Source organism: Pseudoalteromonas qingdaonensis (assembly GCF_038739665.1).
In the GTDB taxonomy this organism is placed as follows: Bacteria; Pseudomonadota; Gammaproteobacteria; order Enterobacterales; family Alteromonadaceae; genus Pseudoalteromonas; species Pseudoalteromonas qingdaonensis.
In genome coordinates, this window is sequence record NZ_JBCGCU010000011.1 from 51,224 (window position 1) to 77,447 (window position 26,224).

Consider the following 26,224-nt stretch of genomic DNA (forward strand, 5'->3'; position numbering starts at 1 on the left):
CTTTTTAACTATCACTCTGTTCACTTGGTCAGGTCGTCAAAGAACTTTTTCACGCCATCGAAGAAACCTTTCTCCTTAGGACGATACTTTGAGCTATCTTTGCCCATGCTCTTTTCCAACTGCTCCAGCAGCTCGCGTTGTTCGCTGTTCAAGTTAACCGGGGTTTCAATCACCACTTTACAGATCAGATCCCCCACTGAGCCTGAGCGAACCGACTTCACGCCTTTGCCACGCATACGGAACATTTTGCCCGTTTGCGACTCGGCTGGTATTTTCAGTTTAGCGCGACCGTCTAAGGTTGGCACTTCAATCTCGCCGCCTAGAGCCGCCGTGGTGAAGCCAATTGGCACTTCGCAATACAGGTTATTGCCATCACGCACAAAAATTGGGTGCTCACGCACATTTACCTGCACATAAAGGTCACCCGCTGGTGCCCCATGAGCCCCCGCTTCCCCTTCGCCAGCCAGGCGAATACGGTCACCGGTATCAACACCCGCCGGGATCTTCACCGACAGAGTCTTGGTCTTTTCTACGCGGCCTTGGCCATGACAGCTGTTACAAGGGTCGGAGATAACCTGACCTGTGCCCTGACAGGTTGGACAGGTTTGCTGCACCGCAAAGAAACCCTGGCGCATTTGCACCTGGCCTGCACCGTGACAGGTGTGACAGGTTTTTGGTGTTGAGCCAGCTTTGGCACCGGAACCATCACAAGGCTCACAGCTTACCCAGGTTGGAACCTTGATTTCGACTTCTTTACCACGGACCGCCTCTTCCAAGCTCAGTTCCATGTTGTAACGTAAATCGGCGCCACGTTGTTGACGCGACTGACGACGGCCACCACCGAAGATGTCGCCGAATACGTCGCCAAAAATATCACCGAAGTCACCGCCGCCACCAAAGCCGCCATGACCACCGCCACCGCCTTGTTCAAATGCAGCATGACCAAACTGATCATAGGTTTGTCGTTTCTGCGCATCGCCAAGAATTTCGTAGGCTTCTTTCACCTCTTTGAACTTGCTTTCAAGTTCCTTGTCGCCGGCAGTACGATCCGGGTGATATTTCATCGCCAGGCGCTTATAAGCCTTTTTAATGTCGCGGTCACTGGCGTCTTTGGCTACACCCAGCACCTCGTAATAATCGCGTTTTGACATATCTACCACTATTTTTAAAATTCTACATACACTAAGGGCGCGTCAAGCGATTTCCGCCAGCGCGCCCCGTGTGCAACAAGTGAATTACTTGTCGTCTTTCACTTCTTCAAACTCAGCATCAACAACGTCGTCGTCTTGCTTAGCTTGTTGCTGGCTGCCCGCATCGGCGCCGCCTTGCTGCTGGGCTTTCGCTTGTGCGATTTCCATTAGCTTTTGTGACTTCTCGATAAGCGCTTGAGTTTTAGCATCGATTTCTTCTTTGCTTTCACCCTTAATAGCCGTTTCTAGCTCGGCTACTGCCGCTTCGATAGCTTCTTTATCTTCTGCAGGTAATGCGTCACCGGCTTCTTCGATTTGCTTGCGCGTACCGTGAACCATGGCATCGGCCTGGTTACGAGCTGTTACAAGCTCTTCGAACTTCTTATCCGCTTCGGCATTCGCTTCGGCGTCACGTACCATTTTTTCTACTTCTTCATCGCTTAGACCTGAAGAAGCCTGGATAGTGATCTTCTGCTCTTTACCTGTGTCTTTATCTTTTGCAGACACGTGTAGGATACCATCGGCGTCAACATCGAAAGTTACTTCGATTTGTGGCTCACCACGGCGCGCCGCACGAATACCTTCAAGGTTGAACTGACCCAGCGACTTGTTGTCGGCTGAACGCTTACGCTCACCCTGTAACACGTGGATAGTTACTGCATTTTGGTTATCTTCAGCAGTCGAGAATGTTTGCGACTTCTTCGTTGGAATAGTCGTGTTTTTCTCGATTAGCGTAGTCATAACCTGACCCATGGTCTCGATACCTAGAGACAGTGGGATAACGTCCAGTAGTAGTACGTCTTTAACGTCACCGGCTAGTACGCCACCTTGTACCGCAGCACCTACAGCAACCGCTTCGTCAGGGTTCACGTCTTTACGTGGCTCTTTACCGAAGAACTCAGCAACCGTCTTCTGTACCAGTGGCATACGTGTTTGACCACCCACTAGGATGATGTCGTTTACGTCACCTACAGATAGGTCTGCATCGGCCAATGCTTTCTTAAGTGGCTCGATAGACTTAGTAACCAGGTCTTCTACCAGTGACTCAAGTTTCGCACGAGTCAGTTTCACGTTCATGTGCTTAGGACCTGAAGCGTCTGCTGTAACGTACGGCAGGTTCACTTCGGTTTGCTGTGCACTTGAAAGCTCAATTTTCGCTTTTTCAGCCGCTTCTTTAACACGCTGCATGGCTAGCGGGTCGTTGCGCAGGTCGATACCTTGCTCTTTTTTGAACTCGTCAACCAGGTAGTTGATAACGCGGTTATCGAAGTCTTCACCACCTAGGTGTGTATCACCATTGGTCGCTAGTACTTCAAAGGTGTGCTCGCCTTCAACTTCGTCAATCTCGATGATTGAGATATCGAAAGTACCACCACCTAAGTCATATACTGCAACTACGTTGTCGCCTTGTTTGCGGTCCATACCGTAAGCAAGTGCCGCCGCCGTTGGTTCGTTGATGATACGCTTAACATCAAGACCAGCAATACGACCGGCGTCTTTAGTCGCTTGACGCTGTGAGTCGTTGAAGTAGGCAGGAACCGTGATTACCGCACCCGTTACTTCTTCACCAAGGTAATCCTCGGCGGTCTTTTTCATCTTTTTAAGTACTTCGGCTGAAATCTGAGGTGCAGCGCGTTTTTCGCCCTTCACTTCTACCCATGCATCGCCATTGTCTGCTTTAACAATTTTGAACGGCATGATGCCGATATCGCGTTGTACTTCTTCGTCTTCAAAGCGACGACCGATAAGACGTTTGATCGCAAATACTGTATTTGTAGGGTTTGTTACCGCCTGACGTTTCGCCGGCTGCCCTACTAGCGTTTCACCGTCTTCGGTAAACGCAATGATTGAAGGGGTAGTGCGATCGCCCTCGGCGTTTTCAATTACGCGTGGCTTGTCGCCATCTAGTACTGCCACACAAGAGTTAGTAGTACCTAAGTCGATTCCAATAATTTTACCCATGAATCTTCTCCAACTTCAAAAATCTGTTTAACTGTTTGATGCTTTACTAAATAGGGGTCAGTTTTGCTAATTCAAGCGCGATAACTAAAAAAAATTCGTTTTTTTGAAATTTTTTTAAATTGACCACTCTACAAACAAGGTTTAGGCGTTAAACTGGTCGGACATGAACAAATAGGAATCAGATTATGACTTTTGATCAGCTTATGGCCTTGGTCAGTGAAAGTGACACCCAAACCCTGCAATTCCCCGAGTCATGGACTCAAGGACGCACCGCCTTTGGCGGGCTTTCCTGCGCCTTTGCCCTGCAATCCATGTTGCTGCATTGCCATGACGAGCGCACCCTACGCTCCTTTAGCGCCCAATTTGTCGGTCCCATCGCCCCAGATAAGCCTTTTACCTTGTCCTTTAATTTGCTACGCGAAGGCAAGAATTCAAGTCAATATGCGGCCACTATCAGCCAAGATGATCAAGTCTGCCTAACTGTACAGGGCTTATTTGCTAAAGACCGAGCGTCCATCGTTGAAGTACCCTACGCCCAATTGCAGGGGAAACAGGCACCTAACGCCGATCAATGCTTACCCTTTGTGCAGGGGATGATGCCCAATTTCTTCCAGTATGTGGATTTAAATTTAGTTGCAGGTGGCATGCCCTACAGCGGCAGCGCCCGTACAGATTTAAGTGGCTGGATGCGTTTTAAAGAGCAAACGCAAAATTACGATTGGACGCACTTAATCGCCCTGATTGACAGCTGGCCGCCGTCGCAATTGCAGGCATTTGAGGCGCCCGCTCCGGCCAGCAGCATGAGCTGGCATGTGGAGTGCTTACATTTACCCGAGCTCGATGCCGGCGACTGGGTGGGTGTAGATATCACCACCACGGCTGCCCACAACGGCTATGCCTATGAAGACGCCACCTTATACACAGAGAGCGGCGAGGTGATAGCCCAGAGTAAACAAACCGTTGCCTTGTTTGCGTAGCGCAAAACCTATCATTATCCCGTCGGTGCCCTGGGCACCGACCGTCCATTCGAGTCATCAATAACTGGGACGGCCTCTCGCCTCGGTCTTTACTGCCTGTAACGTCTCCCGAAAGCAGCATTTTTATCATTGCCAGTCACCACTTAGCTGCATTTGTGTAACAATAAGTTACTAGGGTCTGTTGACCTTTGTTGTTCGTTTCTGCAGCAGTTTGTAGTGTATTTATACAAGGCGGCACATGTGTGGTGTAGTTATTCTACATAAACATGTAACAACACAGTAGAAATGCGCTACAAGCGCTGCCCTACGGGTTCATCTAAACGCATCCTGCTCTGTGTTACTCGCTATGAACATAGGCGAGCAAGACCGAAGCAATGCTTCGCAGCTTAGCGAGGTGAGCGCATGGATGCGCGATGTAACCAAGCTTCATGGATGAATTTGACCACATAAATCAGTGATTATATTCATCAGAATGCGTTTAGATTGAACATAAAGTAAACCGCAAAGATAAACAGACCCTAGGATTAAGCGGCTAAAACGGCTATTCTTAACGGATATGTGGTAATTTATCATTTTCGGGAAATCATGCATCTAGCCTGCTCACATTGTGATTTCATTGTTGAAGTTCCAGACTTAGCAGCCAGGCAAGTCGCCAAATGTCCTCATTGTCGCAGCCAAATTAATCTGCGCACCGAAAATAACGATACCCAGGTTGTCGCCCTCAGCCTGAGCGCCATCATACTTTTGCTCAGCTCGGTGTTTTATCCCTTTATTTCTTTTTCCAGCAATGGGCTGACGCAAACCATCACCCTGCCCGATGCCGGACGCATGCTGTTTAACTACGACAGCACCTTGCTTGGGGTGTTTATCGATACCAGTATTATTATCCTGCCGCTGCTGATGCTGATCTTGCTGGTGCCCTTGCATATGGGCTTACTGCGCAGCCTGCCTAAACAGTGGGGACGGCGCGTTTTAAAGTTCACTTTGGCGCTGGAGCTCTGGGTGATGTCGGAGATTTTCCTGGTCGGCGTGTTGATCAGCATGGTTAAGATCATGAGCCTGGCCGATGTGTCCTTCGGGCAAAGTTTTTGGGCCTATGCCGGTTTTGTGATCTGTTATATCGCCACCATAAGCCGGGTTAATAATGAGCGTTTATGGCAGCAGATCAGCCCCTATCAGGACGTGCCGGTCAGCAGTGGTATTCGTGCCATAGATGCGCAACTACGCGCCTGCCATACCTGTCACCAGTTAACCACAGATAAACGATGCCCCAGGTGTCACACTGCCACCCATTTTCGCAATATGAAAGGGCTGCAAAAAGCGGCGGCCTGGCTTATCACTTCGGTGCTGCTCTATATACCCGCCAATGTCTTGCCTATTATGTATACCACCAGTTTGGGCTCTCGGGAGCCATCGACGCTGATCGGCGGTGTTATTTTATTATGGGAAGTGGGCTCTTACCCCATAGCGACCATTATATTTTTAGCCAGTGTGGTGGTGCCTTTCGCTAAGGCCATGGTGCTGGCCACCTTGTGCGTACTGGTCTATCGCCAGGTTGGCAGCCGCTCAGGCACCTATACCCGCCTGTACCAGGTGACTGAGTTTATAGGCAAGTGGTCGATGATAGATGTTTTTGTGGTCGCCCTGTTAGTGGCCTTAGTGCAGCTGGGCAATCTTATGTCTGTGGAGCCGGGATTCGGCGCCATGTGTTTTGGAGCTATGGTGATCTGTCAAATGCTCGCCGCTCATTCATTCGACCCAAGATTAATTTGGGATCCCCCTGAACAGGTAAAGGAAGTGGTTAATGACTAAACCTGCATACATACAAGCCGCAGCGAGAATTTCACCCATTTGGTTGATCCCCTTGCTGGCGCTGTTTGTCGGTGCATGGATGCTGCTCGAATATCAATTAGATAAAGGGCAGACCATCTATATTAAAATGGCTCAGGCCGAGGGTATCATCGCCGGTAAAACGGAGATCAAGGTACGAAGTGTGAAAATAGGCACGGTTGATGCTATTCGCCTGGCCAATGAGCGCGATCATGTCATAGTGCGCGCCCAAATCGATAAGCACTATGATTCCTTGCTCAGCGAAGACGCAAAAATGTGGGTGGTGAAGCCCCGCATCGATGAAACCGGCGTCAGCGGTTTTAGCACCCTGCTTTCCGGCGTATATATCGAATTTGCCCCAGGTGAAAGCAAGGAGCTGGTTAACCGCTTTGAATTACAAGAAGAGCCGGCCCTTATCGGCAACGATGTAGAAGGCGCCCGCTATAAACTCTCAAGCCGCAATGCCGAGGTACTCGATGTCGGCACCGGCGTTTACTTTAAAGGTTATCTTATCGGCCAAATCGAAACCGCTCACTTCGACTGGGAGCAACAGGTGATGCGCTATGGCCTCTTTATCAATGCACCATACGAGAACCTGGTTACACTTAACACAGTTTTTTGGGTGCAATCCGGCCTTGAAGTGAACCTGGATGCCGATGGCATCAGTATCAAAACCGGCTCATTGTCGAAACTCCTAAAAGGCGGCATTTCCTTAGGCATACCCGAGGACAACTCACCCGGCCCCATGGTCAAAGAAGGCCATACCTTTAGCCTTAGTGAAAGTTACAGCAAGGCACTTGAGCAACGCTTTTATGATTTCGACCATTACCTGGTGCAATTTGAACAGTCAATCCGCGGCCTGCGTGAAGGTGCGCCGGTTGAGTACCGCGGTATGCGCATAGGCACAGTAGAGCAAGTTCCAGCCGAGGTGATCATCGACGGCGCCCCAGCCCACTTTGGTGGCACCAGTAACGCCGTGCCCGTGCTGCTGCGTATCGAATACGGCCGTCTTTATCGCGACACCCAACAAGCAAGGGAATATTGGCAATCCCGCGTTGAAGGCTGGTTGGCTCAGGGCCTGCGCGCCTCACTTAAACCCGGCAACCTGCTTACCGGTGCCGTGTATGTGGACTTAGACATGTATCCGGATGCCGAGCCAGCGGTGCTGACCAAACGTGGGAAATATACTGTATTCCCAAGCACATCGAGCGGTATTTCAGCCTTAGCAAACCAGCTCAATGATGTGCTTAACAAGGTGAAAAACCTCAAAGTCGAGCAAAGCCTGTCCCAATTTGAGCAGACCATGGCTAATTATGAAGCTCTGGCTGCGGATATGCGCGCCTTTATTAATGAGCCTGCGACTCGCGCCCTGCCCGGTGATATTAGTAAGGACATGGCCGATATCAGCCAAAGCATGCGCCAGTTCGAGCAAAGTATGGAGCAATTTGAGCTGACCATGGCCAGCTTCCAAAACGGCTCCGGCATGTATCAGGAGCTGCAAAGCACATTACAGCAAGTACAGCGCCTAATGGACGAATTACAGCCCTTGTCCCGAGGCCTGAGCGAGCAACCGAATATGTTGATTTTCGACAAGGAGCTGCCCGTCGACCCTACCCCAAGGAGTAAAGATTAATGTCGCGATTACTTACATTAGTAGCTGCCTGCGCCCTGCTCGGCGCCTGCTCAAGCAGCAGCACAAGTTTGCATCATTATCAGTTGCAAGGCACAAATCAAAACGAGGATCAGGGTTCCCTGTTTAGCCGCAGTCATCTGCAAAGCGAACACCTGCTGCGCCTAAGCCCTATTGCCGTGCGCGGTACATTGAATAACCGCGCCATGGTGATCAAACGCTCCGAGCATCAGGTATACAGCGCCAACTATCATTTTTGGGCCGATGCACCGGCGCATTTACTGGCCACCATGGCGCAGTCGCAGTTGATGCAAGAACTCGATAAGGTAATGGTGGTCAAGGGTGCAGATGTCTATGCCGAGCAGTTGCAGGCCTCGTTTTTCCAGCTCGATGTCAGCATAGAGCAGTTTAATGGTGGTTTGGACAACAATGCGGAAATTGCCGGCACCTGGCGACTGTCTAAGGTGGACGCCAAAGGCAAGCTGCATGTGTTGAAAATTGCCCGTTTTTATCACAGCCAAGCCCTGGCCGAAGATGGCTACGAAGCCCTGGCGAAAGCCTTAAGCCAAGCCTGGCAGCAGTCTTTAAATGAGATGAGCGCCGAGATTAATACTTTAATTTCAAACACCTGATGCAACAATTGCATTGCAGGTCGGGGTTTGTCTTGTAGGTCGGGGTTTGCCGCCATGAATGGCGGTACTAGGGTAACGCAGGAGCAGTTACCTAGCAGGCTGACAAAAGAGCAACATTGGTTAAATTTACCTGTAGGTCAGACTTAAGTCTGACAAGCGAGCAATGCAGGAGCAGCTACCTAGCATGCTGACAATCGGTCCCTTGCAAGGCTAAAGCCTCGCCCACAACACCGACCTACAACTCAATGTAAAAAGGCTCCCGAGGGAGCCTTTTCTATTTGCTTATTGCCAGCTTACGGCGCGGTGGAAATCCGCCACCGACTCTACTTTGGTTTGCTTGGGCAAATCGGCGAATGGCTTATCGGCAAACTTGGTGCCACGCAGCTGCACGTTTAGACGTGCCGCCTCTGGGTTCATCATGGTTTGCTGATAGAAGTCCTGCATATCCTTAAGGGTCAGTGCTTCAACGGCGGCCAGTAACTTGGCACGACTGTCGAACTCAAAACGCTCACGATACCAATCTGGCATCAAACGACTCAGCTCGTCGGTGAGGTTCTTCGGCTGCTCTTTTAGCGCCACAAGTGAGGCATTCTTTAACTGAGCAAAGGTGGCTTCGTCCAGCTCAGAGAGTACCTTGGCGTATTGCACCTTAAACTCATCAAAACGCGCCTGCATCGCCTTGGCATCCTTCACCGGAGTTTGGATATACAAGCCAATACCGGCGTAATCTTCCAATGGGCGAGCGGTAGCGCCAACGGCGTAGGCTAATTGCTCTTCGGTACGCAGCTTATCGAAAGCCACGGTACGGAAGTGACCCTGTAACACGGCGGCAGCGGCTTTTTGCGCATAGCCAGATTGTGGGTGATAAACCATATCGATAATGGCCACATCGGCAACTTCTATGTCTTTTTGTACCACATAGGTTTCACCGGCTTTCGGCTGCCAAGTTTTCGAGCGCGTATACTCGCTGTCTTTTTGTTGCTCAGGCAGGGCCTTGGCAATGCTTTGGGCGATGGCGGCAACGCTCTTATCGTCATAGTTACCAAAGGCGAATACGCGCACATTATTGCGGCTTAGTACGTCATCCATCAAGGCATTAAGATCCGCAACAGTAACACTGTTAGCGGTGGCTATTAGCTGCTCGCTGCCATGGCTGCCAGAGCGCACTAAATCAGAGTACAAACCAAAGGCCTGATAGAAGGGGAACTGCTTTTTGGCATTTTGCAGGCCACGGGTATAGCGGTCTACGGCCTGAGCAAAGGCTTGCGGCTCAACATCCAGCTTCAGGTTACCCAGGGCTTCGCTTAGTAACACAGGCTGTTTATCGGTAAAGCCACCGACACTAAGGCTAAAGCCATTGCCCGGATCCATATTGACCGCCATGCCGGCGATTGCCGCCTCGGTCGATAATGCCGCTTGCGACAGGCTGTAAAGATCGGCCCACAGGCTTAAAAGCACACCGGCCTTAATATCTTGTTGCGCTTGCGGGCTGTTCACATACACCTCAACCACACCCTTAGGCTGCTCACCAAAGTGCTGACTCGGCTGTAACCACACCTTAACGCCATTTTTATCATAGCTGATGCTAGGCTTTTGCTCTGTATTAGCGGCGGCGGTTTTGATATCAAAATGCTCTGGCAATAGGCGGTTTACGCTTGGTAGAGCCAGGGCAAACTGGCTCGGCTGCTGCCAGCTTGCTTGCTCTTCGGCGCTGATGTCTTCGATGCGGTATTCGCCATCATAGAAGTGCAGCTTGCTGTCGGTTTGCTCGCCCTTAGACACATACCAAACGCGCAGGGTATCGGCATTTAGCTGATTTAACACCTCATTAATAGCGCGCTCGTTAAACTCGGCGTAATAATAAGGCGCGTTAATGGCATTATTAAGCGGGTAATCCTGCATGCTTTGCGTCAGTGCCGACACATAACCAAATTCGTCGCTCTTTTCCAGGAACTGGAACTGGTTGTTTAGTGAGGTGCGAATTTCGCTAAAGTACTTGGCGTCTACACCATTGGCCTTAATCAATTCGATATAACGCATAATGGTGGCGAGAATTTCTTCGCGATTTTGCATGCCGACATCGGTCAGCTCAACATTCACATTCAATTCGCCATAGTTGCCATACTTGTTGTAGGAATCCGACGCGCTTAGCTGTGATACCCAACCCTTATCACGCAGGATTTGCGCTGGGCTGCCCGGCATTTCATTGCTTAACAGGTAAGAAACGAAACGGTTAGGCTTGTAGGCAAAATCGTCACGGTTGTTTTCAATAATAAAATCAAGTTTTAGCTGTTTTACGTCTTCGTTTGGCTTGTAGTGTACACGCTTGCCGCCAACGTTTTCGTAGTTCAGTGCATGGGTCACGTCTGGCTTGTCGATACCCTTGTTTTTAATATCGGCAAAATACTGTTTCGCTAGCTCACGCATTTCATTAAGGGGACGATTTGAGATCATCGCCACCTTCATAATGTTTGACGAATAATAGGTATTGTAGAAATCGACTGTTTCCTGATGCAGCGAGCTGCCTTCTTTATCGCCCAGGGTTTCAAGGTTACCGATAAGGAAACGGTTGGCCGGGTGCTCACCCATCATTTGACGAGCCAGTTTAAACTGACCAAAGAAGTCCATTTCGCGGCGCATTGACCACTCGGCGTTTACCGCGTTTTTCTCTTTGTCTGTATATTGCGGGTACAGCTTAGGCGATTTAAAGAAGTCGCTAAAACGGTCCAAAGCTTCGCCGTAGGCATCGTTATTCACCTTAAACATATAGTTGGTGATATCCAACCAAGTATAAGCGTTATGGGCACCGCCGTTTTTGGTCATAAAGTCGCTGTAACCTTGAGTGTCTGGGTAGCGCTCGGTGCCAAGAAACAGCATATGCTCTAAATAGTGCGCCATGCCCTGCTGCGTCATAGGGTCGTGCAACAAACCCACACCCACACTTAAGGCCGCCGCCGATTTTTCCGCACTCGGATCTGACACTAAAATCACTTCGATTTCGTTATCGAGTTTTAGAGTTTCATAAGAACGCTTATCGTTAGGGCTTACTACTAGTGTGTCTGGAACAAGTTGGGGGGCTGTGCTATTAGGTGTTGAGGTTGCGCTGCAACCAGCCAACACGGCCAGCGCTAGCGCGCTAATGACGATTGTTTTCTTCATTATGCTGAATCTTATTGATAAATATTACCCTTCATAATCAAAAATCACCGTTGAAAATGCAATAAAAAAACACCTAAGTTTGTAACAGATTATGAAAGTCTTGTACGCTTACTAGGGTCTGTTTATCTTTGCGGTTTACTTTATGTTCAATCTAAACGCATTCTGATCACGACGCTCGTTATGATGCATAGTCATTCTATGTTCATAGCGAGTAACACAGAGCAGGATGCGTTTAGATGAACCCGCAGGGCAGCGTTTGTAGCGCATTTCTACTGTGTTGTTACATGTTCATGTAGAATAACTACACCACACATGTGCCGCCTTGTATAAATTCACTACAAACTGCTGCAGAAACAAACAACAAAGGTCAACAGACCCTAGCCATGAATTGTAATAACTATGCCATCCGCATGGTGTTTTTGAGAATTTAATACCAATTCTGTTAAGTATGTGATCAGATATAGCGCTGGATAAATGATGTGATAACAAGGCGGAATTTTCTTATGTAATTATTCTCCATAATAAAATCCCAACGCAGTTAGCACGATATTTAGCCCGCTAGAATGATTAGCTATTTAAGTAAATTAGTATCAGACCTAAGGAGTCTTATTTTGACCAGCCAGCTTATATTTGCCCTGTTTGCCCAGGTGCTACTGACCTTGATAGTAATGGTAATAATGGGGCGCCGCCGCTTTGCTGCAGCGAGAAACAAACAAATACAGATGCGCCAATTTGCCACCATGGAACTTGGCTCAGCGCCAGAGTCGGTGCAGGTGGCCGGACGAAATTTTATCAATCAATTTGAAATCCCGGTGCTGTTTTATGTGGCCGTGCTGTGTGCCCTTGCCACCAACACTTCGGGTTATACCTTTGTTGCCCTGGCCTGGTTGTTTGTATTGACCAGGGTCATTCACAGCGCCATCCACTTAAGCACAAACCACCTGCGTAGCCGCTATTTTACGTTTTTAGCTGGCTGCCTGGTGGTTTTGGCCATGTGGCTGACGCTGGTTTGGCGATTAATCTAGCGCGCAGTACGCCGGCGTAATGCCACTAACAAGGCCAATGGCGCAAACCACCAAGCGGCACCGGAGTCAGAGTCTGAGTCCGGCTCCACTTCATCGATCAGGGTATTTTCAACCGGGGTAAGATCGATTGCCGAATTAGGGTCGTTATCAATCACAATAATGTCGTTGATCATCACCAAATTGGCACGTACCGCATCTTCGCCTTGATTACATTGCTGTTCACTGTAATCCACCATGGGGATCTCGCCACAAGTCTGCAGCGCGTTAATGGCATTAACCACCTTCATGCCCTCGCCAATAACCTGACCGAACACAGCAAAACCGCCGTTTTGCAGATCTAGGTTGGCACTGTTGTCGCTCATATTGAAAAACCACTGGCTGGTCGCACTGTTTACCTTGCCGCCAACCTTAGCCATGGCGATGGTGCCGGCCACATTGGAAAATACCGGCTCATTTATGATGGGTGTCTGCGTAACAATGGGTTCGGCCTGCTCATCAAAGCTAAAACCGCCACCTTGGATAATAAAGTCCTCAACCGAGCGATGAACATAAGTCGACTGGTAGTCGCCACGTTCTACATAACCAAGAAAGTTGGCCACAGTGGCGGGTGTTTGTTGATCGAAAAGATTGACCTGAAAACTCCCTTGTGAAGTTTGGAACTCAACTATGGTGGCATAAGCCTGTGTGCTCAGGGTTGCAGCGGCGATTGTCAGGCCTGTGGCCACACAACTTGCTAAACGGGTTATAGCGCGCGAAGATTTCATAATAATTCCTTGGTTATCTTTTTTGCCTACCTTAGCGCCCGCAGCTTCCTTTCTCCATGACTAACTGAGCGCAAAAACAAATTGATACTTAAATGTAAACAAGGGTTACATTTGCCTCAGGCTTCTATAATAAAAAGTTATAGAAACTTTAAAATATAAAACAAATCGAGCTTATCAAACCCGCTGCAATTGCCTACTATGGTGCTCACGATTTCAGCAACTTTTGGGCAGTTACCATGAACAAGAATAATAATGTCATTTGCGACTTTGGTGTGCATAAGGGCGAGTCTTATAAGCAACTCCCCGCTTGCTTCCTCAACTGGATGATAGGCGTAAACCACCAAAGGGCAGATATCGCCAAGGCCGAATTACAACGTCGTGAACAAGCGGTACAGCAGCAGGTTCAGGCCCAGAGCCACTAAGATATAAGCTCTTGGCCAGCCAAAGTCAGCCAAGAGATTAGAGTAAATAACCTAATTAGCCTTTATGCTAATGAAATCTTCATAAAACTACATTAAGATCGGCGCACTATTTAGTTCAAGGGAGTTCTATCGTGCGCCTATTGTTTTTAGTTTCAGCCGTTTTTCTCGGCGCCTGCACACAATCAAGTAACATGGATGTCGCGCCAGACGCGCCCGCCACAACTCAATATCTCACCGTTTTGCATACCAATGATCATCATGGCCGTTTTTGGCCTAATGCTCAGGGTGAATATGGTATGGCCGCCCGCGCCACGCTGCTGACACAATTACGCGCCCAGGCAACAGAACGTAATGATGCGGTGATCTTACTTTCCGGCGGCGATATCAACACTGGCATTCCCGAGTCAGACTTACAACAAGCAGAGCCGGATTTTAAAGCCATGAGCATGCTCGGCTATGATGCTATGGCCATAGGCAACCATGAGTTCGATAACCCATTATCCGTGCTGGCTAAACAGCAAAAGTGGGCGAATTTCCCGTTGTTAAGCGCCAATATTTTAAATAAAGACAATGGCAAGCATGCCTATCAGCCTTATGTAATGCTGAATAAACAAGGGCTTAAAATTGCCGTGTTTGGCCTTACCACCACGGATACGGCAAAAATAGCCAACCCGGACTTTATCGGCGCCTTCGACTTTATCGACCCCACCAAGGCGACCAATGCTATTTTGGCGGATATGCAGCGCCAGCAAGCGGATGTGATCATCGCCGTCACCCATATGGGCCATTACGCTAATGCCGATCATGGCATCAATGCCCCAGGTGATGTGACCTTAGCACGACAGCTCGCCCCTGGCGCCATAGACATGATAGTCGGCGGCCACTCACAAGAGCCCGTGTGTATGCAAGACACCCATGTTACGGTTGCCGATTATCGCCCCGGCATGGCTTGCCAGCCAGATAAGCAAAACGGCATCTGGATTATGCAGGCTCATGAATGGGGCAAGTATGTGGGCGAGGCCCGCTTTGCCATCGAAGGTGAGCAAGTAACCCTGCTTAGCTATCAGCTTCATCCTGTAAATCTAAAAGATAAGCAAGACCAATGGGTTGGCAAGTATATTGAGCCCGACCAAAACATGGTGAACTTCCTTACTCCTTATCAAACCAAGGGCCAGGACAAGCTAAGCGTTACCTTAGGGAGTACCCAGGTGCGCCTTGAGGGCGATCGCAACAAGGTGCGCTTTATGCCTACCAATCTGGCGCAAGTGATCACCGAAGCGCAAAAACAGCATGTAAAAGCTGATTTTGCAGTGATCAGTGGCGGCGGTATTCGCGACTCCATCGTCGCCGGTGAAATTAACTATAAAGACATTCTGCGCGTTCATCCGTTTAAAAATCGCATCGGTTATATCGACTTTAGCGGCCAGGATGCGCTGGCCTATATTCGCAAAATAGCGGCCTACCCTGCAGACTCTGGCGCCTATGCTCATTTCAACAATGTTACAGCCATCTGCGATGGCGGCACATTAAGGTCGGTACGCATTAACGGTGAGCCGATTAAGGCAGACAAGACCTATCGTATGAGCATTAACAGCTACAATGCCGCCGGTGGTGATGGCTATCCAAGGCTTAATAGCGACCCGCGATTTGTCGATAGTGGCGATGCCGATGCCAGCGTTTTAAGCGCTTATGTGCAACAGCACAGCCCACTTGATGCCATTGAGGTGCCCGCAGCCTTTACTTGCCGATAACCTCAAAGGCCGAGGGATCTGTGATACTAAGCCCATAGTGATGGATGCGTGAGCGCGAGCCTTCGCCATGGGCTTTAGGCGGGAAGTAAGGGTCTTTTTGCTCCCCGTCCTCGCTAAAGGCTTCATCTAAGGCGGCGCGAATTTCGCTCAGGGTTTTCTCTAGACTATTGCTGAAGTTTGGACGCTTACGAATGGTGTGGCCTAATTCAATCAGGCGTGAAAAATACTTGTGCGCCAAATCCAATAGCTCAGCCGGCACATCTTTATTTTGATTTAGAGTCACACTCGGGTGCTCTATGGCAAACTCCAACAACGCCAGATAAAAACACAGCGGCTTGTTGGCCAAGGTCACACGCACCCCATGCTCGCCATAACGTATACTTTTGTCGGCCAAGTCCAGCATCAGACTCTTTTTCTCCACTGTGGCTTCTGGCTCCTCTGCCAACACCTGCAATTTAGCTTCCATGGCCTTAAACCAGGGCCAAATAAACAAAGCCGCCAATATGCTCAAAAACAGGGGTAAAACGCTAAGCCCATGATGCAGCGCCATGGGCTGCAGTGAATAGCCTATACTCAGCTCCCCCGCTCCGGGGCGCTGCAACAATAAGTGCTTTGTCGGCGCCGTAGAACTGACGCTTGTTGTGCCAATTTGTTGTAATTGCAGCGGGTAATCTTGTGCCTGCAAATGAGTATTGAGTTTCTCTATATAGGCTTGGGTGCGCTCAACATCGGCGGGCACTTCCAATAAAGGGTACGCCAGGCCAATATGGCTGCTATCTAAGGCGATGCGTGTTTTCAACTGCGCCAAAGCCTGTGTCTGTCCTTGCTGCCAGCTCCCCAAAGCGCCCAGGTAATAAGCCAGCATACTGATAAATAAGGTGCCCAAGGCAAACAAGGTGATCGCCTTTTGCGCATTAAAGCTGCGATTGGCAAAACGTCGGCGCAACAGCGATACCACTAAGCGTCTGGTACTCATTGCTCCGCTCCTATAAATTGACCACCACCTTGCTGACACAACCAATAGGGTTTGGCGCCATTGAAATAACTGGACTCACGCCCTTGTGCCAGACCCATCAGCCTGGTTTGAATGGCGCAGGCAAGATCCGGATTATCCGCAGCCCGTTTCAGATACCAGTGACTCCCACTGATATTACTGCCAATGGCGGTTATATAGTTCTCGGAAAAGCGCTGAAGGTCTGATTGCTGCCAGTAAGAAGAGATAATATCCAATTCGCCCTGAGCCAGCTTGTCACGCAGCGCATCATGGGAATTTACAAAGGTGATATCCAGGCTATCTAGGTTAATATCAAGGTCTTTAAATACCTGTTTGGGAATAATATGCCCCGAGCGACTGGTGGGATAGTCGATAAGTCCGATACGCTTATCGAGAAAATAAGCCTTCTCCAGCTTTGGCTTTTCATGACTGCCAATAAAGTAAGCTGTGTAACTGGGGTAACCAATCAGCGGCGTATAGCCATAGGTATTGCGGGCATCAAAGGCGTGGATCATATTGTCCTTGGCCAAAATCAGGTGCGCCAGGCCCTTACCAAGAAAATGCACCTCGTATTGAGACGAGCCGCTCCAATAAGCAAAGACCTCACCATATTGTTTTGAGACTACCTCATCGACACAAAGTTGCTGCGCCAGCTCGCTGGCCAGGGATTGACTGGGCGCAAACAAAGTCAGTCTGGTTTTATTCCCCACGCTCAATGTATTACAGCTATATGAGGTAGAAAGCACGGGTTCAAGCAGGGGCAAGTGGGCGCTCAGGCGATACTGACCGACAAGATAACTAATTAAGCCAACAATGGTAATAGTTGTTAATACCAGCGCGCTGTCACGCCAGCGTTTGATCGATTGCAACGGACTTTATAGCTTATTGAGATTGCGTTGCAAACATTTCACCAGTTATTATTACTTATTGCAATAGGTAATTTTATTCATATCTTTTAAGTTATTGTTTTAATAGATTTATTAACAAGTAATTATGAATCCCGTTAAGTCCTTTTTTTTCACTGTAAAAACTCGGAAAATTTAACTCACAGGGCAACTATGCAACGTGAAAACAACAATGGATTTACAGCTCATTCGCCGCTCATTTAAAGCCGTTTTAATGGCAGCTTTGATGATGGGCACAACTTTTGGGATAAGTTTTGGCAACCAAGCTTGGGCTTGGGGGGCAAATGGACACCGTATTATTGGTGCTATCGCTGAACAGCATTTAAGCGCCGAAGCAAAAGCCGAGGTCATGGCTATTTTAGAAGGACAGAGTTTGGCAAGGGCCAGCACCTGGGCCGATGAAATGCGCTCTGCCCCCGGTCAGTTTTGGCAACGTCAGTCATCGCGCTGGCACTATATTAATATCGACTCACAACAAGCATTTTTAAACACAGAACATCAAGCCCATAGCGACAAGGCCGATATCAAAGATGCCTACAGCGCTATTCTCACTGCCATAACGGCGCTTGGCAAAGCGGACACCAGCGCCGCCGACAAGCAATTTTATTTACGTTTTTTAATTCACCTTATTGGCGATATTCATCAGCCCCTGCATGTAGGCCGCAGCGCCGACCGTGGCGGCAATCGCATCAATGTCGAATTTTTCTCGCAAGTGACCAATTTACACCGTCTTTGGGACACACAATTAATCGAGTTTCAAAAACTGTCATATTCTGAATATAAAGATTTTATATGCTGTACCCAGACCCAAGTCGTGCAAAATCAAACTGTTGATATTAAAGCCTGGCTACTGGAGTCGCATCAGCTGGCAAATACCATTTATGCCCAGGGCGATGAGCAGTTAGGGTACGAGTATGTCTATCAATACCAGACAATAGTAGAACAACAACTGCGTCGCGGTGGTTTACGCCTGGCGGCGCTGTTAAACCAGTTATACTAAGGAACCGCGGCCTAGCCGCACAAAAATAACTTTCGGCCTATACTTTGCGGCTGATAATAATGAATTGTTTAACTAGATAAACTTAACACGGGAAACAACAACATGAAAATGCAACTTAGGAAAACGGCCATCTCTGCTGCTATCGCAGCAACCATGGGTGTATCCACTGGTGCTTTTGCAAACGAAACGTCATCATCAATTAAAGGTCAGATCACTGGCCCTGCTGGCAACCCTGCTGCCGGTACTGTGGTGACCATTATCCACCTACCAACGGGTTCATCTAAAACAGCCGTTGTTAACGACGCTGGCTACTTCAGTGCCAAGGGTCTGCGCGTAGGTGGTCCTTACAACGTGATCATCGACTCTGATAAGTTCGAAGATCAGTTGATCGAAAACGTACAGCTGTCACTGGGTAAAGAATATCCGGTAACCGTACAGCTACAAGCAAAAACCGATATGGAACAGATCGTCGTAACCGGTCGTCCTATTAGTTCATTTTCTGGCGGTACCGGCCCATCTGCTACCTTCACGCAAGAAGACTTGGAAACTGCACCAGCCATCAACCGTGATATTAAAGATATCGTTCGTATCGACCCGCGCGTATACGTAGACGAAAGCCGTGATGCCATCCACTGTGGTGGTGCTAACCCACGCTACAACAGCTTAACCCTTGATGGCGTGCGCATGAACGATAACTTCGGTTTAAGTTCAAACGGTTACCCAACGGTACGTCCACCTTTCTCATTCGATTCAATCGAGCAGGTTGCCGTTGAGATGGCCCCTTTCGATGTTCAATACGGTGGTTTTACCGCTTGTAACATCAATGCTGTAACCAAGTCTGGTACTAACGAAATCCACGGCGGCGTATTCTTCGATTACACCAATGACTCTATGAAGGGTGATAAAATCGAAGGTAAAAAATACGACAATGGTGATTACAACGAGAAACGCTACGGCTTCAACGTGGGTCTACCGCTACTAGAAGACAAGCTATTCCTATTCACTTCTTACGAGAAGCTTGAAGGTGTTGCCCAGTTTAACTACGGCGCCCTGGACACAGGCAGTGTAAGCGCAGCTGACTTGGCACGCATTCAAGATATCAGCCAACGCGTATACAACTATGACGCCGGCACAACACCTGCCAGCTCTCCGGTTGACGATGAAAAAATCTTAATTAAGCTAGATTGGAACATCAATGATGAGCACCGTGCCAGCTTGGTATACAACTACAACGATGGTTATACCCTGCAACAATCAGATACTGGCAGCACGCGTCTATCGCTAAGCAACCACTTCTATGAGCAAGGTGCCGAGTTCACCTCTGTCATAGGTTCACTATACTCAGACTGGAGCGATAACTTCTCGACCGAACTTCGTATCGGTAAGTCTGAGCTGGACGCACGCGTAGAGTCTCTTGACGCAGCCTCTGGTTTTGGTGAATTCCAAATCAATACAGCAGATGGCGGTACGGTTTACATTGGTCCAGATGACTCACGTCATTCAAACGACCTTGACTACGAAACCACCACTTTCAAGCTAGCGGGTACTTATTACCTTGACCAGCACACCCTAACCGCAGGTTATGAATACGAAGAAATCGACGTATTCAACATGTTTATGCAGCACACTCAAGGTGAGTTCCGTTTCGATTCAATCGACGACTTTGAAGCGGGTCTAGCTAGTCGCGTTGAGTACAATAACTCGGCTGGTACCAACAACCCAGCGGACGCAGCGGCGAAATTCTCATTCGCGCAACACACCTTCTATATTCAAGACCAGTACGCATTTACTGACCTAGATGCAACCTTGACCTTTGGTGTTCGTTACGACAAATACACCAGTGACGATAACCCGAACTACAATGCCAACTTCGAGAATCGTTACGGTTTCTCTAACCAGCAAAACCTAGATGGTATTGACCTGGTTCAACCACGCGTTGGTTTTAACTGGTTTGTTGATGAAGCCCTTGAAGTACGTGCAGGTGTGGGTCTGTTCTCTGGTGGTAACCCGAACGTATGGGTATCAAATGCCTACTCAAAAGACGGTGTAACCAATATCTACACCCGCTTAAGCGATGTTGACCTGTTCAACACGCCAATGACCAACTTCGACGGCGGTGCACCGGGTTATGATATCCCGCAAGCCCAGTATGATCAGGTAGCCAATACGCCAATCGGTCTGGGTGATGGCACAGTTAACGTCATCGACCCTGATTTCGAAGTGCCTTCTGAGTGGAAGTACTCAATCGGTGCAACATACACGTTCGAAAGCGAATACGTGCTAAGCGTAGATCTACTGCATTCACGTAAGCAAGACTCTGCAATTCTAACGGATCTAGCACTACAAGACAGTAGTAACACTACCTTTGACGGTCGTCCTATCTATGAATCACTTGAAGGCCGTGATAGTGAATACATGCTTACCAATGTCGATGGTGATGATGGTGAAGCAACCATACTTTCTGCTGCCATCAGTAAGAGGTATGACAATGGTATCGACTTCAGCTTCGCGTATTCTTACACCGACTCTGAAGACGTAAACCCTATGACCAGCTCGGTAGCTGGCTCTAACTACGGCAACCTGGCGACAACCAACCCTGGTAACCCAGGCGTACATACTTCAGACTATAATGTACCGCACCGCTTTACCTTAAACCTTGGCTATACGCACGAGTTTATCGATGGTTACGCGACGCGCTTTAGCCTGTTCGGTCAAGCAAGTGAAGGCCTGCCTTACAGCTATACCTTCGCAGGAAGTAACAGAGACACGGGCGCTCAGGGTGATGCCTTGTGGGGTGACGAAAACGCGAACGGCGGCCGCCAATTGCTTTACATCCCTCTTGAGAACGATCCTAACGTAGTTTACGGCGAGAACTTCGATCTAGCGGCATTTAATGCCTTTATCGAAGAAGAAAATCTGAAGCGTGGTTCTATCACAGGTCGTAACTCAGAAAATGCCGATTGGTTTGTTAAGTTCGACCTAAAAGTAAGCCAAGAGCTTCCTGGCTTTATGGAAGGTCATAAAGGCGAAGCCTTCTTCGTTATTGATAACCTGACCAACCTGCTTAACGACGACTGGGGTACATACGAAAAAGGTTCATTCGTAGGTAACCGTCTAGTCGAAGCCAGCCTAAATGAGAATGGCCAGTACGTTTACCATGACTTCAAGCCTAATAACGTAAAAACCGCAGTTCAACGCGATGCGTCACTGTGGGAAATGCGTATCGGTGTTCGTTACACCTTCTAATAGCGTTTAATGTAAATTTGCGCCTGGCGCAAAGTTAAACCAAGGCCCATCCCTACTGATGGGCCTTTTTTATATCTGCAGCGCGCAGCTCCAGACGACACAATAAATCCACCAAGAGCGCCTTTTCCTGCTCAGGGATTACCAGGATTACCAAGACACCCATCTTAAACCTCAAACAAATTAGCTAGATGGGAAATTAGCTAGGGCCTGTTGATCTTTGCTGTACAGGATTACCAAGACACCCATCTTAAACCTCAAACAAATTAGCTAGATGGGAAATTAGCTAGGGCCTGTTGATCTTTGCTGTACATATTTCACTCAGCAATACATCGGCAGCCACATCATTGAAAATGCCAGTGACACCAAAATTAGCTAGACACCCATCTTAAAATTCAAAGTGTAAGAGTGGCAAAATTACCAAAACACCCGCCTCAGATTGTAAAGAATAAGAGTGGGTGTCCTTGATAACAGGGATTACCAAGACACCCATCTTAAACCTCAAACAAATTAGCTAGATGGGAAATTAGCTAGGGCCTGTTGATCTTTGCTGTACATATTTCACTCAGCAATACATCGGCAGCCACATCATTGAAAATGCCAGTGACACCCAAATTAGCTAGACACCCATCTTAAAATTCAAAGTGTAAGAGTGGCAAAATTACCAAAACACCCGCCTCAGATTGTAAAGAATAAGAGTGGGTGTCCTTGATAACTGCTAGAAGGTATCATCAATAACAAGATAAAACTTATCAAGTGAATGGGCTATGGTTACAGAGATTCTGACTACTTCTTCTTGAAGGTAAAAGCGGCCTTCCCCGGAAAGCCGCGATGAACCTTTTTTATATCTGCGGCGCGCAGCTCCAGACGACGTAATAAATCCACCAGCAGTGCCTTTTCCTGCTCAGAGAATCCCGCCAGGAGCTCCTGCTGCCAGAGTAAAGCTTTTGGGATCAGGGCATCAAATTGCAACCTGCCCTGCTCACTTAAGCGCACTTGTTTAGCCCGTTTATCCTTGTCACAGGCGCTCACCGTTAGCCAATCAAGCTGCTCTAATTCATTAATCGCCCGCGAGGCCGTTGATTTATCCAACATGGCCGTATCGCATAACTGCCTTGATGTTAGGCCCTCTTCGGCCTGAGCCAGATGGCAAACGATGCGCCATTGCGGGTTAGTCAATTGCCCGCCATAAACCTGAGCAAAGGCCTCGCTCACCTTGGCGCCGCTTAAGGTCATCAAATAGGGAATAAAGGTGTCCAGCTTAAAAGCCATAGTCTCGTTACCGTTAGTTAACGTAAATAATTTCTTACACCCGAATTGGAGAGCTGATTTGAAATTAGTCTCACATGAGAGTATCTTCAAACACAATACAACAGGAGTGACACCATGACAAATAACAGCCTTGAATATATGACAGGTTTTGGTAACGAATTTGAAACAGAAGCCCTTGAGAATGCCTTGCCTATCGGCCAGTTCAGCCCACAAAAAGTAAATTACGGCCTGTATGCGGAGCAGTTCTCTAGCACCGCTTTTACCGCGCCTCGTAGCGAGAACCGCCGTACCTGGCTATACCGCATTCGCCCTTCTGTAGTTCAAGGCGATTACCAGCTAATGGACAATGGTCTGCTGCGCTCTGCTCCTATTACCGAAGTGCCTACGCCACCGACCATGTTGCGTTGGAACCCGGTTACTATCCCTGAGCAAGCCACCGACTTTATTGACGGCTTGGTGACCATGGCCGCCAATGGCAGTGTGAATGGCCAAGCCGGTATCGGTATTCATATTTATGTGGCTAACCAATCTATGGAAGGTCGTTACTTCTATAACGCCGACGGTGAAATGCTGTTTGTGCCGCAACAAGGGCGCCTGCGCCTGAAAACCGAGTGCGGTATTTTAGAAGTTCGCGCCGGTGAAATTGCGGTGATCCCGCGCGGTATGAAGTTCTCGGTAGAACTACCGGATGGCCCGGTACGTGGTTATATCTGTGAAAACTATGGCAACCCATATATTTTACCTGAGCGTGGTCCAGTGGGCGCCAATGGTTACGCCAACGACCGTGACTTCCAATACCCGGTTGCCGCATTTGAAGACATCGAAGGCGACTTCGAGATCGTCGCTAAATTCAGCGGTCAGCTTTATCGCGCCGATATCAAGCACTCTCCACTGGACGTTGTCGCCTGGACGGGTAACAGTGCCCCGTACAAGTACGACCTGGCACGCTTCAATGTGATGAACACTGTGAGCTATGATCACCCGGATCCGTCAATTTTTACCGTTTTGACCTCACCTTCGGGCACTCCGGGCGTGGCCAACGTTGATTTTGCTATCTTCCCAGAGCGTTGGATGGTGGCCGAGCACACCTTCCGCCCACCTTATTATCATCGCAACATCATGAGCGAGTTTATGGGTCTGATCAAGGGTGTGTATGACGCCAAAGAAGCGGGCTTTGTGCCTGGCGGTTCAAGCCTGCACAACTGTATGTCGCCTCATGGTCCAGAAGCTGAAGTATTTGAAAAGGCTAGCAATGCTGAGCTTGAGCCGGTACGCTACCAAGACACCCTTGCCTTTATGTTTGAATCTCGCTACATCATAGCGCCGACCAAATACGCACTCGAAGGTCAGGAGCGTCAAGACGACTACCTGGATTGCTGGAAAGGCATCAAAAAGCACTTTAACGGAGCTAAGTAATGAAATTATATAGCTATTTTCGCTCTTCAGCGGCTTATCGGGTGCGTATTGCCCTGAATCTGAAAAATGTCGATCACGAATTAGTACCGGTTAACCTGCTTAAGTCTGAGCAAGAAGGTGAAGCGTATCTTGGCAAAAACCCCCAGGGCTTATTGCCGGCAGTAGAGACGGAGCAAGGCGTGCTGGCGCAATCTCTGGCCATTCTTGAATGGCTGGATGAAACCACAGAGCAAGCTCCTTTGCTCAGTGGCGATGCCTGGCAGCGCGCACAAATTCGCAACCTGGCCTATGCCATTGCCGTGGACATCCACCCGATTAATAACCTACGCGTTTTGAAATACCTAAGTAATGAGCTGGGTGTGAGCGACGAGCAAAAAACAAAGTGGTATCAAGACTGGATCACCACCGGCTTCGACAAGGTTGAACAACTGCTTGGCGACACACAGTTTTGTTATGGCGATAAGCCGAGCTTGGCCGATGTATGTTTAGTACCTCAGGTATTTAACGCCCTGCGCTTTAAGGTACCCATGGATAACTACCCGAAGATCATGGCAATTTATCAGCATTGTAATACCCTTAAAGCATTCGCAGATGCCGCTCCCGAGCAGCAAATCGACGCACAATAAGGGCTTAAATGCGGCTTTTCATAGCAAAAATGATACTCACACTGTGCTTGCCAGCTGCGGCAAGCACCTTGGCCAATGAAGTGCATAATAAAACCGGGGCCCGCGCCCATGTTTTAGTCGATGTACCAACGGCACCTGCATGTTGGTATCAGGGGCAGCGCTACAGTGAAGGGGCGCTGCTTATTATGGAAGAAGTATTGAAAATTTGTGCCCGCAAACATCCGCACGAAGAAAACGGGTCACTTATATGGCGCCGTGTCGATACGAAAGGCGAGCCCATTTACCCACAATCACAAAATAGAATCCGCGTTAACTAACGTTAACTAAGACACCCACCTCACGTTAACTAAGACACCCACTCTAAGATTTCACACATCCAAATCCTTTGACTACACTTTGAAGGTGCTACTCAAGGAGGAGTGGATCATGGCAACGCCTCGGAAAAACCAAATCAGTCTCACCGATACTTCTTACTATCACTGTATTTCTCGCTGTGTGCGGCGCGCATTTTTATGTGGCATAGACGCACTGACTGGCCGCTCTTATGAACATCGCCGCGAGTGGGTTGAAAGTAAGCTGCTGCAGCTAGCACAAATTTTCTGCATTGATATCTGTGCTTATGCGGTGATGAGTAACCATACTCATATCGTGCTGCATGTGGATAAGCCTAAAGCCCAGCACTTAACGGATAAAGACATAGTGCTGCGGTGGCATAAACTATTTAAAGGCACCGTGCTCTGTCATCGCTTCTTACAAGGAGAGCCGCTTGATACGGCCGAGCTGGCCACGCTGCACAGTCGTATCTTGATTTATCGGGAGCGCCTCTGTGATATCAGCTGGTTTATGCGCGTGCTCAATGAAGGGATTGCCCGTCAAGCCAATCGCGAAGATGACTGCACCGGCCGTTTTTGGGAAGGGCGTTTTAAATCCCAAGCGCTTCTTGATGAAGCGGCTCTAGTGGCCTGTTTAGCCTATGTGGACTTAAACCCTATTCGTGCAAAAGCTGCCGACTTACCCGAACAATCCGACTATACCAGCGTGAAAACCCGAATCGCATCAGCAAAGAAGGGGGCGCAACCCACTACCTTAATGCCCTTTGTAGGTAATCCCCGCAAAAACATGCCCAAAGGCCTGCCTTTTGAACTACAGAGTTACTTAGAGCTGATTGAATGGACAGGACGCTGTATGCGCGCAGATAAGCTAGGGCATATTTCACCTGACGCAGCTCCCATACTTGAACGCCTCGATATTTGCCCTACAAATTGGCTGGCGCTGACCACCTCATTTACTAAGGTCTTCCATGGTGCGGTAGGTAAGGAGCAAGCACTAACGACCTACTGCCAACATCAACACCGAAAACGACGTGTAGATTTAAGCAACAGCCTAAGCTTATTCGCTTAAGTGTTATTTTCCTTCCCTATGTTTG

The 26,224-nt window shown here is 48.7% G+C and carries 20 protein-coding genes and 1 pseudogene; 14 read left to right on the forward strand and 7 right to left on the reverse strand.

All coding sequences use genetic code 11. The annotated features are described in order from the left end of the window. Positions 1 to 20: 20 nt before the first annotated feature. A complete protein-coding gene (gene dnaJ, locus WCN91_RS10820; protein WP_342678945.1) occupies positions 21 to 1,151 on the reverse strand; it encodes a molecular chaperone DnaJ in 1,131 nt (376 codons plus the stop codon). 84 nt (positions 1,152 to 1,235) lie between these two features. Then, positions 1,236 to 3,152: a molecular chaperone DnaK gene (dnaK, locus tag WCN91_RS10825; RefSeq protein ID WP_342678947.1), complete on the reverse strand. Its 1,917-nt coding sequence runs from the start codon at positions 3,150 to 3,152 to the stop codon at positions 1,236 to 1,238. A 185-nt stretch (positions 3,153 to 3,337) separates the two neighbouring features. On the opposite strand from dnaK, the gene WCN91_RS10830 reads away from it, so the two are divergent. From WCN91_RS10830 to WCN91_RS10845, 4 genes are all read left to right on the forward strand, one after another. Then, positions 3,338 to 4,129: an acyl-CoA thioesterase gene (locus tag WCN91_RS10830; protein WP_342678949.1), complete on the forward strand. Its 792-nt coding sequence runs from the start codon at positions 3,338 to 3,340 to the stop codon at positions 4,127 to 4,129. Positions 4,130 to 4,714: 585 nt separating this feature from the next. Beyond that, complete coding sequence (locus WCN91_RS10835; RefSeq protein WP_342678951.1) at positions 4,715 to 5,941, forward strand: PqiA/YebS family transporter subunit; 1,227 nt, start codon at positions 4,715 to 4,717, stop codon at positions 5,939 to 5,941. Beyond that, positions 5,934 to 7,592, forward strand: a complete 1,659-nt coding sequence (gene pqiB, locus WCN91_RS10840; protein WP_342678953.1) for an intermembrane transport protein PqiB — start codon at positions 5,934 to 5,936, stop codon at positions 7,590 to 7,592. The genes WCN91_RS10835 and pqiB overlap by 8 nt, the downstream gene beginning before the upstream one ends. After that, positions 7,592 to 8,221 carry a PqiC family protein gene (locus WCN91_RS10845; protein ID WP_342678955.1) on the forward strand — a complete coding sequence of 210 codons (630 nt, stop codon included), beginning with the start codon at positions 7,592 to 7,594 and terminating at the stop codon, positions 8,219 to 8,221. The genes pqiB and WCN91_RS10845 overlap by 1 nt, the downstream gene beginning before the upstream one ends. A gap of 282 nt (positions 8,222 to 8,503) precedes the next feature. Here the strand turns inward: WCN91_RS10845 and WCN91_RS10850 are convergent, their stop codons facing one another. After that, positions 8,504 to 11,380 carry an insulinase family protein gene (locus tag WCN91_RS10850; protein ID WP_342678957.1) on the reverse strand — a complete coding sequence of 959 codons (2,877 nt, stop codon included), beginning with the start codon at positions 11,378 to 11,380 and terminating at the stop codon, positions 8,504 to 8,506. 611 nt (positions 11,381 to 11,991) lie between these two features. Here WCN91_RS10850 and WCN91_RS10855 point away from each other — a divergent pair. Beyond that, entirely contained in the window at positions 11,992 to 12,405 is a 414-nt protein-coding gene (locus WCN91_RS10855) for an MAPEG family protein (protein ID WP_342678959.1), read from the forward strand. Here WCN91_RS10855 and WCN91_RS10860 read toward each other — a convergent pair. After that, a complete protein-coding gene (locus WCN91_RS10860) occupies positions 12,402 to 13,169 on the reverse strand; it encodes a peptidylprolyl isomerase (RefSeq protein WP_342678961.1) in 768 nt (255 codons plus the stop codon). The two genes, WCN91_RS10855 and WCN91_RS10860, sit on opposite strands and share 4 nt — an antisense overlap. 236 nt (positions 13,170 to 13,405) lie before the next feature. On the opposite strand from WCN91_RS10860, the gene WCN91_RS10865 reads away from it, so the two are divergent. Then, entirely contained in the window at positions 13,406 to 13,591 is a 186-nt protein-coding gene (locus WCN91_RS10865) for a hypothetical protein (protein ID WP_342678962.1), read from the forward strand. A gap of 131 nt (positions 13,592 to 13,722) precedes the next feature. Continuing rightward, a complete protein-coding gene (gene ushA, locus WCN91_RS10870; RefSeq protein WP_342678964.1) occupies positions 13,723 to 15,342 on the forward strand; it encodes a bifunctional UDP-sugar hydrolase/5'-nucleotidase UshA in 1,620 nt (539 codons plus the stop codon). Here ushA and WCN91_RS10875 read toward each other — a convergent pair. Continuing rightward, complete coding sequence (locus WCN91_RS10875) at positions 15,329 to 16,318, reverse strand: hypothetical protein (protein ID WP_342678966.1); 990 nt, start codon at positions 16,316 to 16,318, stop codon at positions 15,329 to 15,331. The two genes, ushA and WCN91_RS10875, sit on opposite strands and share 14 nt — an antisense overlap. After that, positions 16,315 to 17,205: a substrate-binding domain-containing protein gene (locus tag WCN91_RS10880; RefSeq protein ID WP_342678968.1), complete on the reverse strand. Its 891-nt coding sequence runs from the start codon at positions 17,203 to 17,205 to the stop codon at positions 16,315 to 16,317. Before WCN91_RS10880 ends, WCN91_RS10875 begins: the two co-directional genes overlap by 4 nt. 208 nt (positions 17,206 to 17,413) lie before the next feature. Here WCN91_RS10880 and WCN91_RS10885 point away from each other — a divergent pair, with 208 nt between their 5' ends. From WCN91_RS10885 to WCN91_RS10895, 3 genes and pseudogenes are all read left to right on the forward strand, one after another. Beyond that, positions 17,414 to 18,241 (forward strand): S1/P1 nuclease, encoded by an 828-nt coding sequence (locus WCN91_RS10885; RefSeq protein WP_342678970.1) that lies wholly within the window; start codon positions 17,414 to 17,416, stop codon positions 18,239 to 18,241. 102 nt (positions 18,242 to 18,343) lie between these two features. Continuing rightward, positions 18,344 to 21,487 carry a TonB-dependent receptor gene (locus WCN91_RS10890; protein WP_342678972.1) on the forward strand — a complete coding sequence of 1,048 codons (3,144 nt, stop codon included), beginning with the start codon at positions 18,344 to 18,346 and terminating at the stop codon, positions 21,485 to 21,487. A gap of 712 nt (positions 21,488 to 22,199) precedes the next feature. After that, positions 22,200 to 22,319: pseudogene (locus WCN91_RS10895) on the forward strand (transposase); the annotation flags it as partial. On the opposite strand, the gene WCN91_RS10900 reads toward WCN91_RS10895, so the two are convergent. Next, positions 22,271 to 22,756, reverse strand: coding sequence for a MarR family winged helix-turn-helix transcriptional regulator (locus tag WCN91_RS10900; protein WP_342678974.1), 486 nt, complete (start codon positions 22,754 to 22,756; stop codon positions 22,271 to 22,273). The pseudogene WCN91_RS10895 and the gene WCN91_RS10900 overlap by 49 nt on opposite strands. Positions 22,757 to 22,870: 114 nt before the next feature. On the opposite strand from WCN91_RS10900, the gene hmgA reads away from it, so the two are divergent. From hmgA to WCN91_RS10920, 4 genes are all read left to right on the forward strand, one after another. After that, entirely contained in the window at positions 22,871 to 24,172 is a 1,302-nt protein-coding gene (gene hmgA / locus WCN91_RS10905; protein WP_342678976.1) for a homogentisate 1,2-dioxygenase, read from the forward strand. Further along, complete coding sequence (maiA, locus tag WCN91_RS10910) at positions 24,172 to 24,798, forward strand: maleylacetoacetate isomerase (protein ID WP_342678978.1); 627 nt, start codon at positions 24,172 to 24,174, stop codon at positions 24,796 to 24,798. The genes hmgA and maiA overlap by 1 nt, the downstream gene beginning before the upstream one ends. Positions 24,799 to 24,806: 8 nt before the next feature. Continuing rightward, positions 24,807 to 25,115, forward strand: a complete 309-nt coding sequence (locus WCN91_RS10915; RefSeq protein WP_342678980.1) for a DUF1496 domain-containing protein — start codon at positions 24,807 to 24,809, stop codon at positions 25,113 to 25,115. A 109-nt stretch (positions 25,116 to 25,224) separates the two neighbouring features. Beyond that, the gene (locus WCN91_RS10920; RefSeq protein ID WP_342678982.1) at positions 25,225 to 26,199 is read left to right on the forward strand and encodes a transposase; all 975 of its coding nucleotides are present in this window, start codon (positions 25,225 to 25,227) and stop codon (positions 26,197 to 26,199) included. The last annotated feature ends 25 nt before the right edge of the window (positions 26,200 to 26,224 follow it).

What these genes read in the sequence shown, in the direction of transcription:
- WCN91_RS10830 (WP_342678949.1), top strand. Translation starts at nt 3,338, where the DNA reads ATGACTTTTGATCAGCTTATGGCCTTGGTCAGTGAAAGTGACACCCAA.
- dnaJ (WP_342678945.1), bottom strand. Translation starts at nt 1,151, where the DNA reads ATGTCAAAACGCGATTATTACGAGGTGCTGGGTGTAGCCAAAGACGCC.
- WCN91_RS10835 (WP_342678951.1), top strand. Translation starts at nt 4,715, where the DNA reads ATGCATCTAGCCTGCTCACATTGTGATTTCATTGTTGAAGTTCCAGAC.
- WCN91_RS10915 (WP_342678980.1), top strand. Translation starts at nt 24,807, where the DNA reads ATGCGGCTTTTCATAGCAAAAATGATACTCACACTGTGCTTGCCAGCT.
- WCN91_RS10900 (WP_342678974.1), bottom strand. Translation starts at nt 22,756, where the DNA reads ATGGCTTTTAAGCTGGACACCTTTATTCCCTATTTGATGACCTTAAGC.
- dnaK (WP_342678947.1), bottom strand. Translation starts at nt 3,152, where the DNA reads ATGGGTAAAATTATTGGAATCGACTTAGGTACTACTAACTCTTGTGTG.
- pqiB (WP_342678953.1), top strand. Translation starts at nt 5,934, where the DNA reads ATGACTAAACCTGCATACATACAAGCCGCAGCGAGAATTTCACCCATT.
- WCN91_RS10890 (WP_342678972.1), top strand. Translation starts at nt 18,344, where the DNA reads ATGAAAATGCAACTTAGGAAAACGGCCATCTCTGCTGCTATCGCAGCA.
- maiA (WP_342678978.1), top strand. Translation starts at nt 24,172, where the DNA reads ATGAAATTATATAGCTATTTTCGCTCTTCAGCGGCTTATCGGGTGCGT.
- WCN91_RS10845 (WP_342678955.1), top strand. Translation starts at nt 7,592, where the DNA reads ATGTCGCGATTACTTACATTAGTAGCTGCCTGCGCCCTGCTCGGCGCC.
- hmgA (WP_342678976.1), top strand. Translation starts at nt 22,871, where the DNA reads ATGACAAATAACAGCCTTGAATATATGACAGGTTTTGGTAACGAATTT.
- WCN91_RS10860 (WP_342678961.1), bottom strand. Translation starts at nt 13,169, where the DNA reads ATGAAATCTTCGCGCGCTATAACCCGTTTAGCAAGTTGTGTGGCCACA.
- WCN91_RS10885 (WP_342678970.1), top strand. Translation starts at nt 17,414, where the DNA reads ATGGATTTACAGCTCATTCGCCGCTCATTTAAAGCCGTTTTAATGGCA.
- WCN91_RS10920 (WP_342678982.1), top strand. Translation starts at nt 25,225, where the DNA reads ATGGCAACGCCTCGGAAAAACCAAATCAGTCTCACCGATACTTCTTAC.
- WCN91_RS10850 (WP_342678957.1), bottom strand. Translation starts at nt 11,380, where the DNA reads ATGAAGAAAACAATCGTCATTAGCGCGCTAGCGCTGGCCGTGTTGGCT.
- WCN91_RS10865 (WP_342678962.1), top strand. Translation starts at nt 13,406, where the DNA reads ATGAACAAGAATAATAATGTCATTTGCGACTTTGGTGTGCATAAGGGC.
- WCN91_RS10875 (WP_342678966.1), bottom strand. Translation starts at nt 16,318, where the DNA reads ATGAGTACCAGACGCTTAGTGGTATCGCTGTTGCGCCGACGTTTTGCC.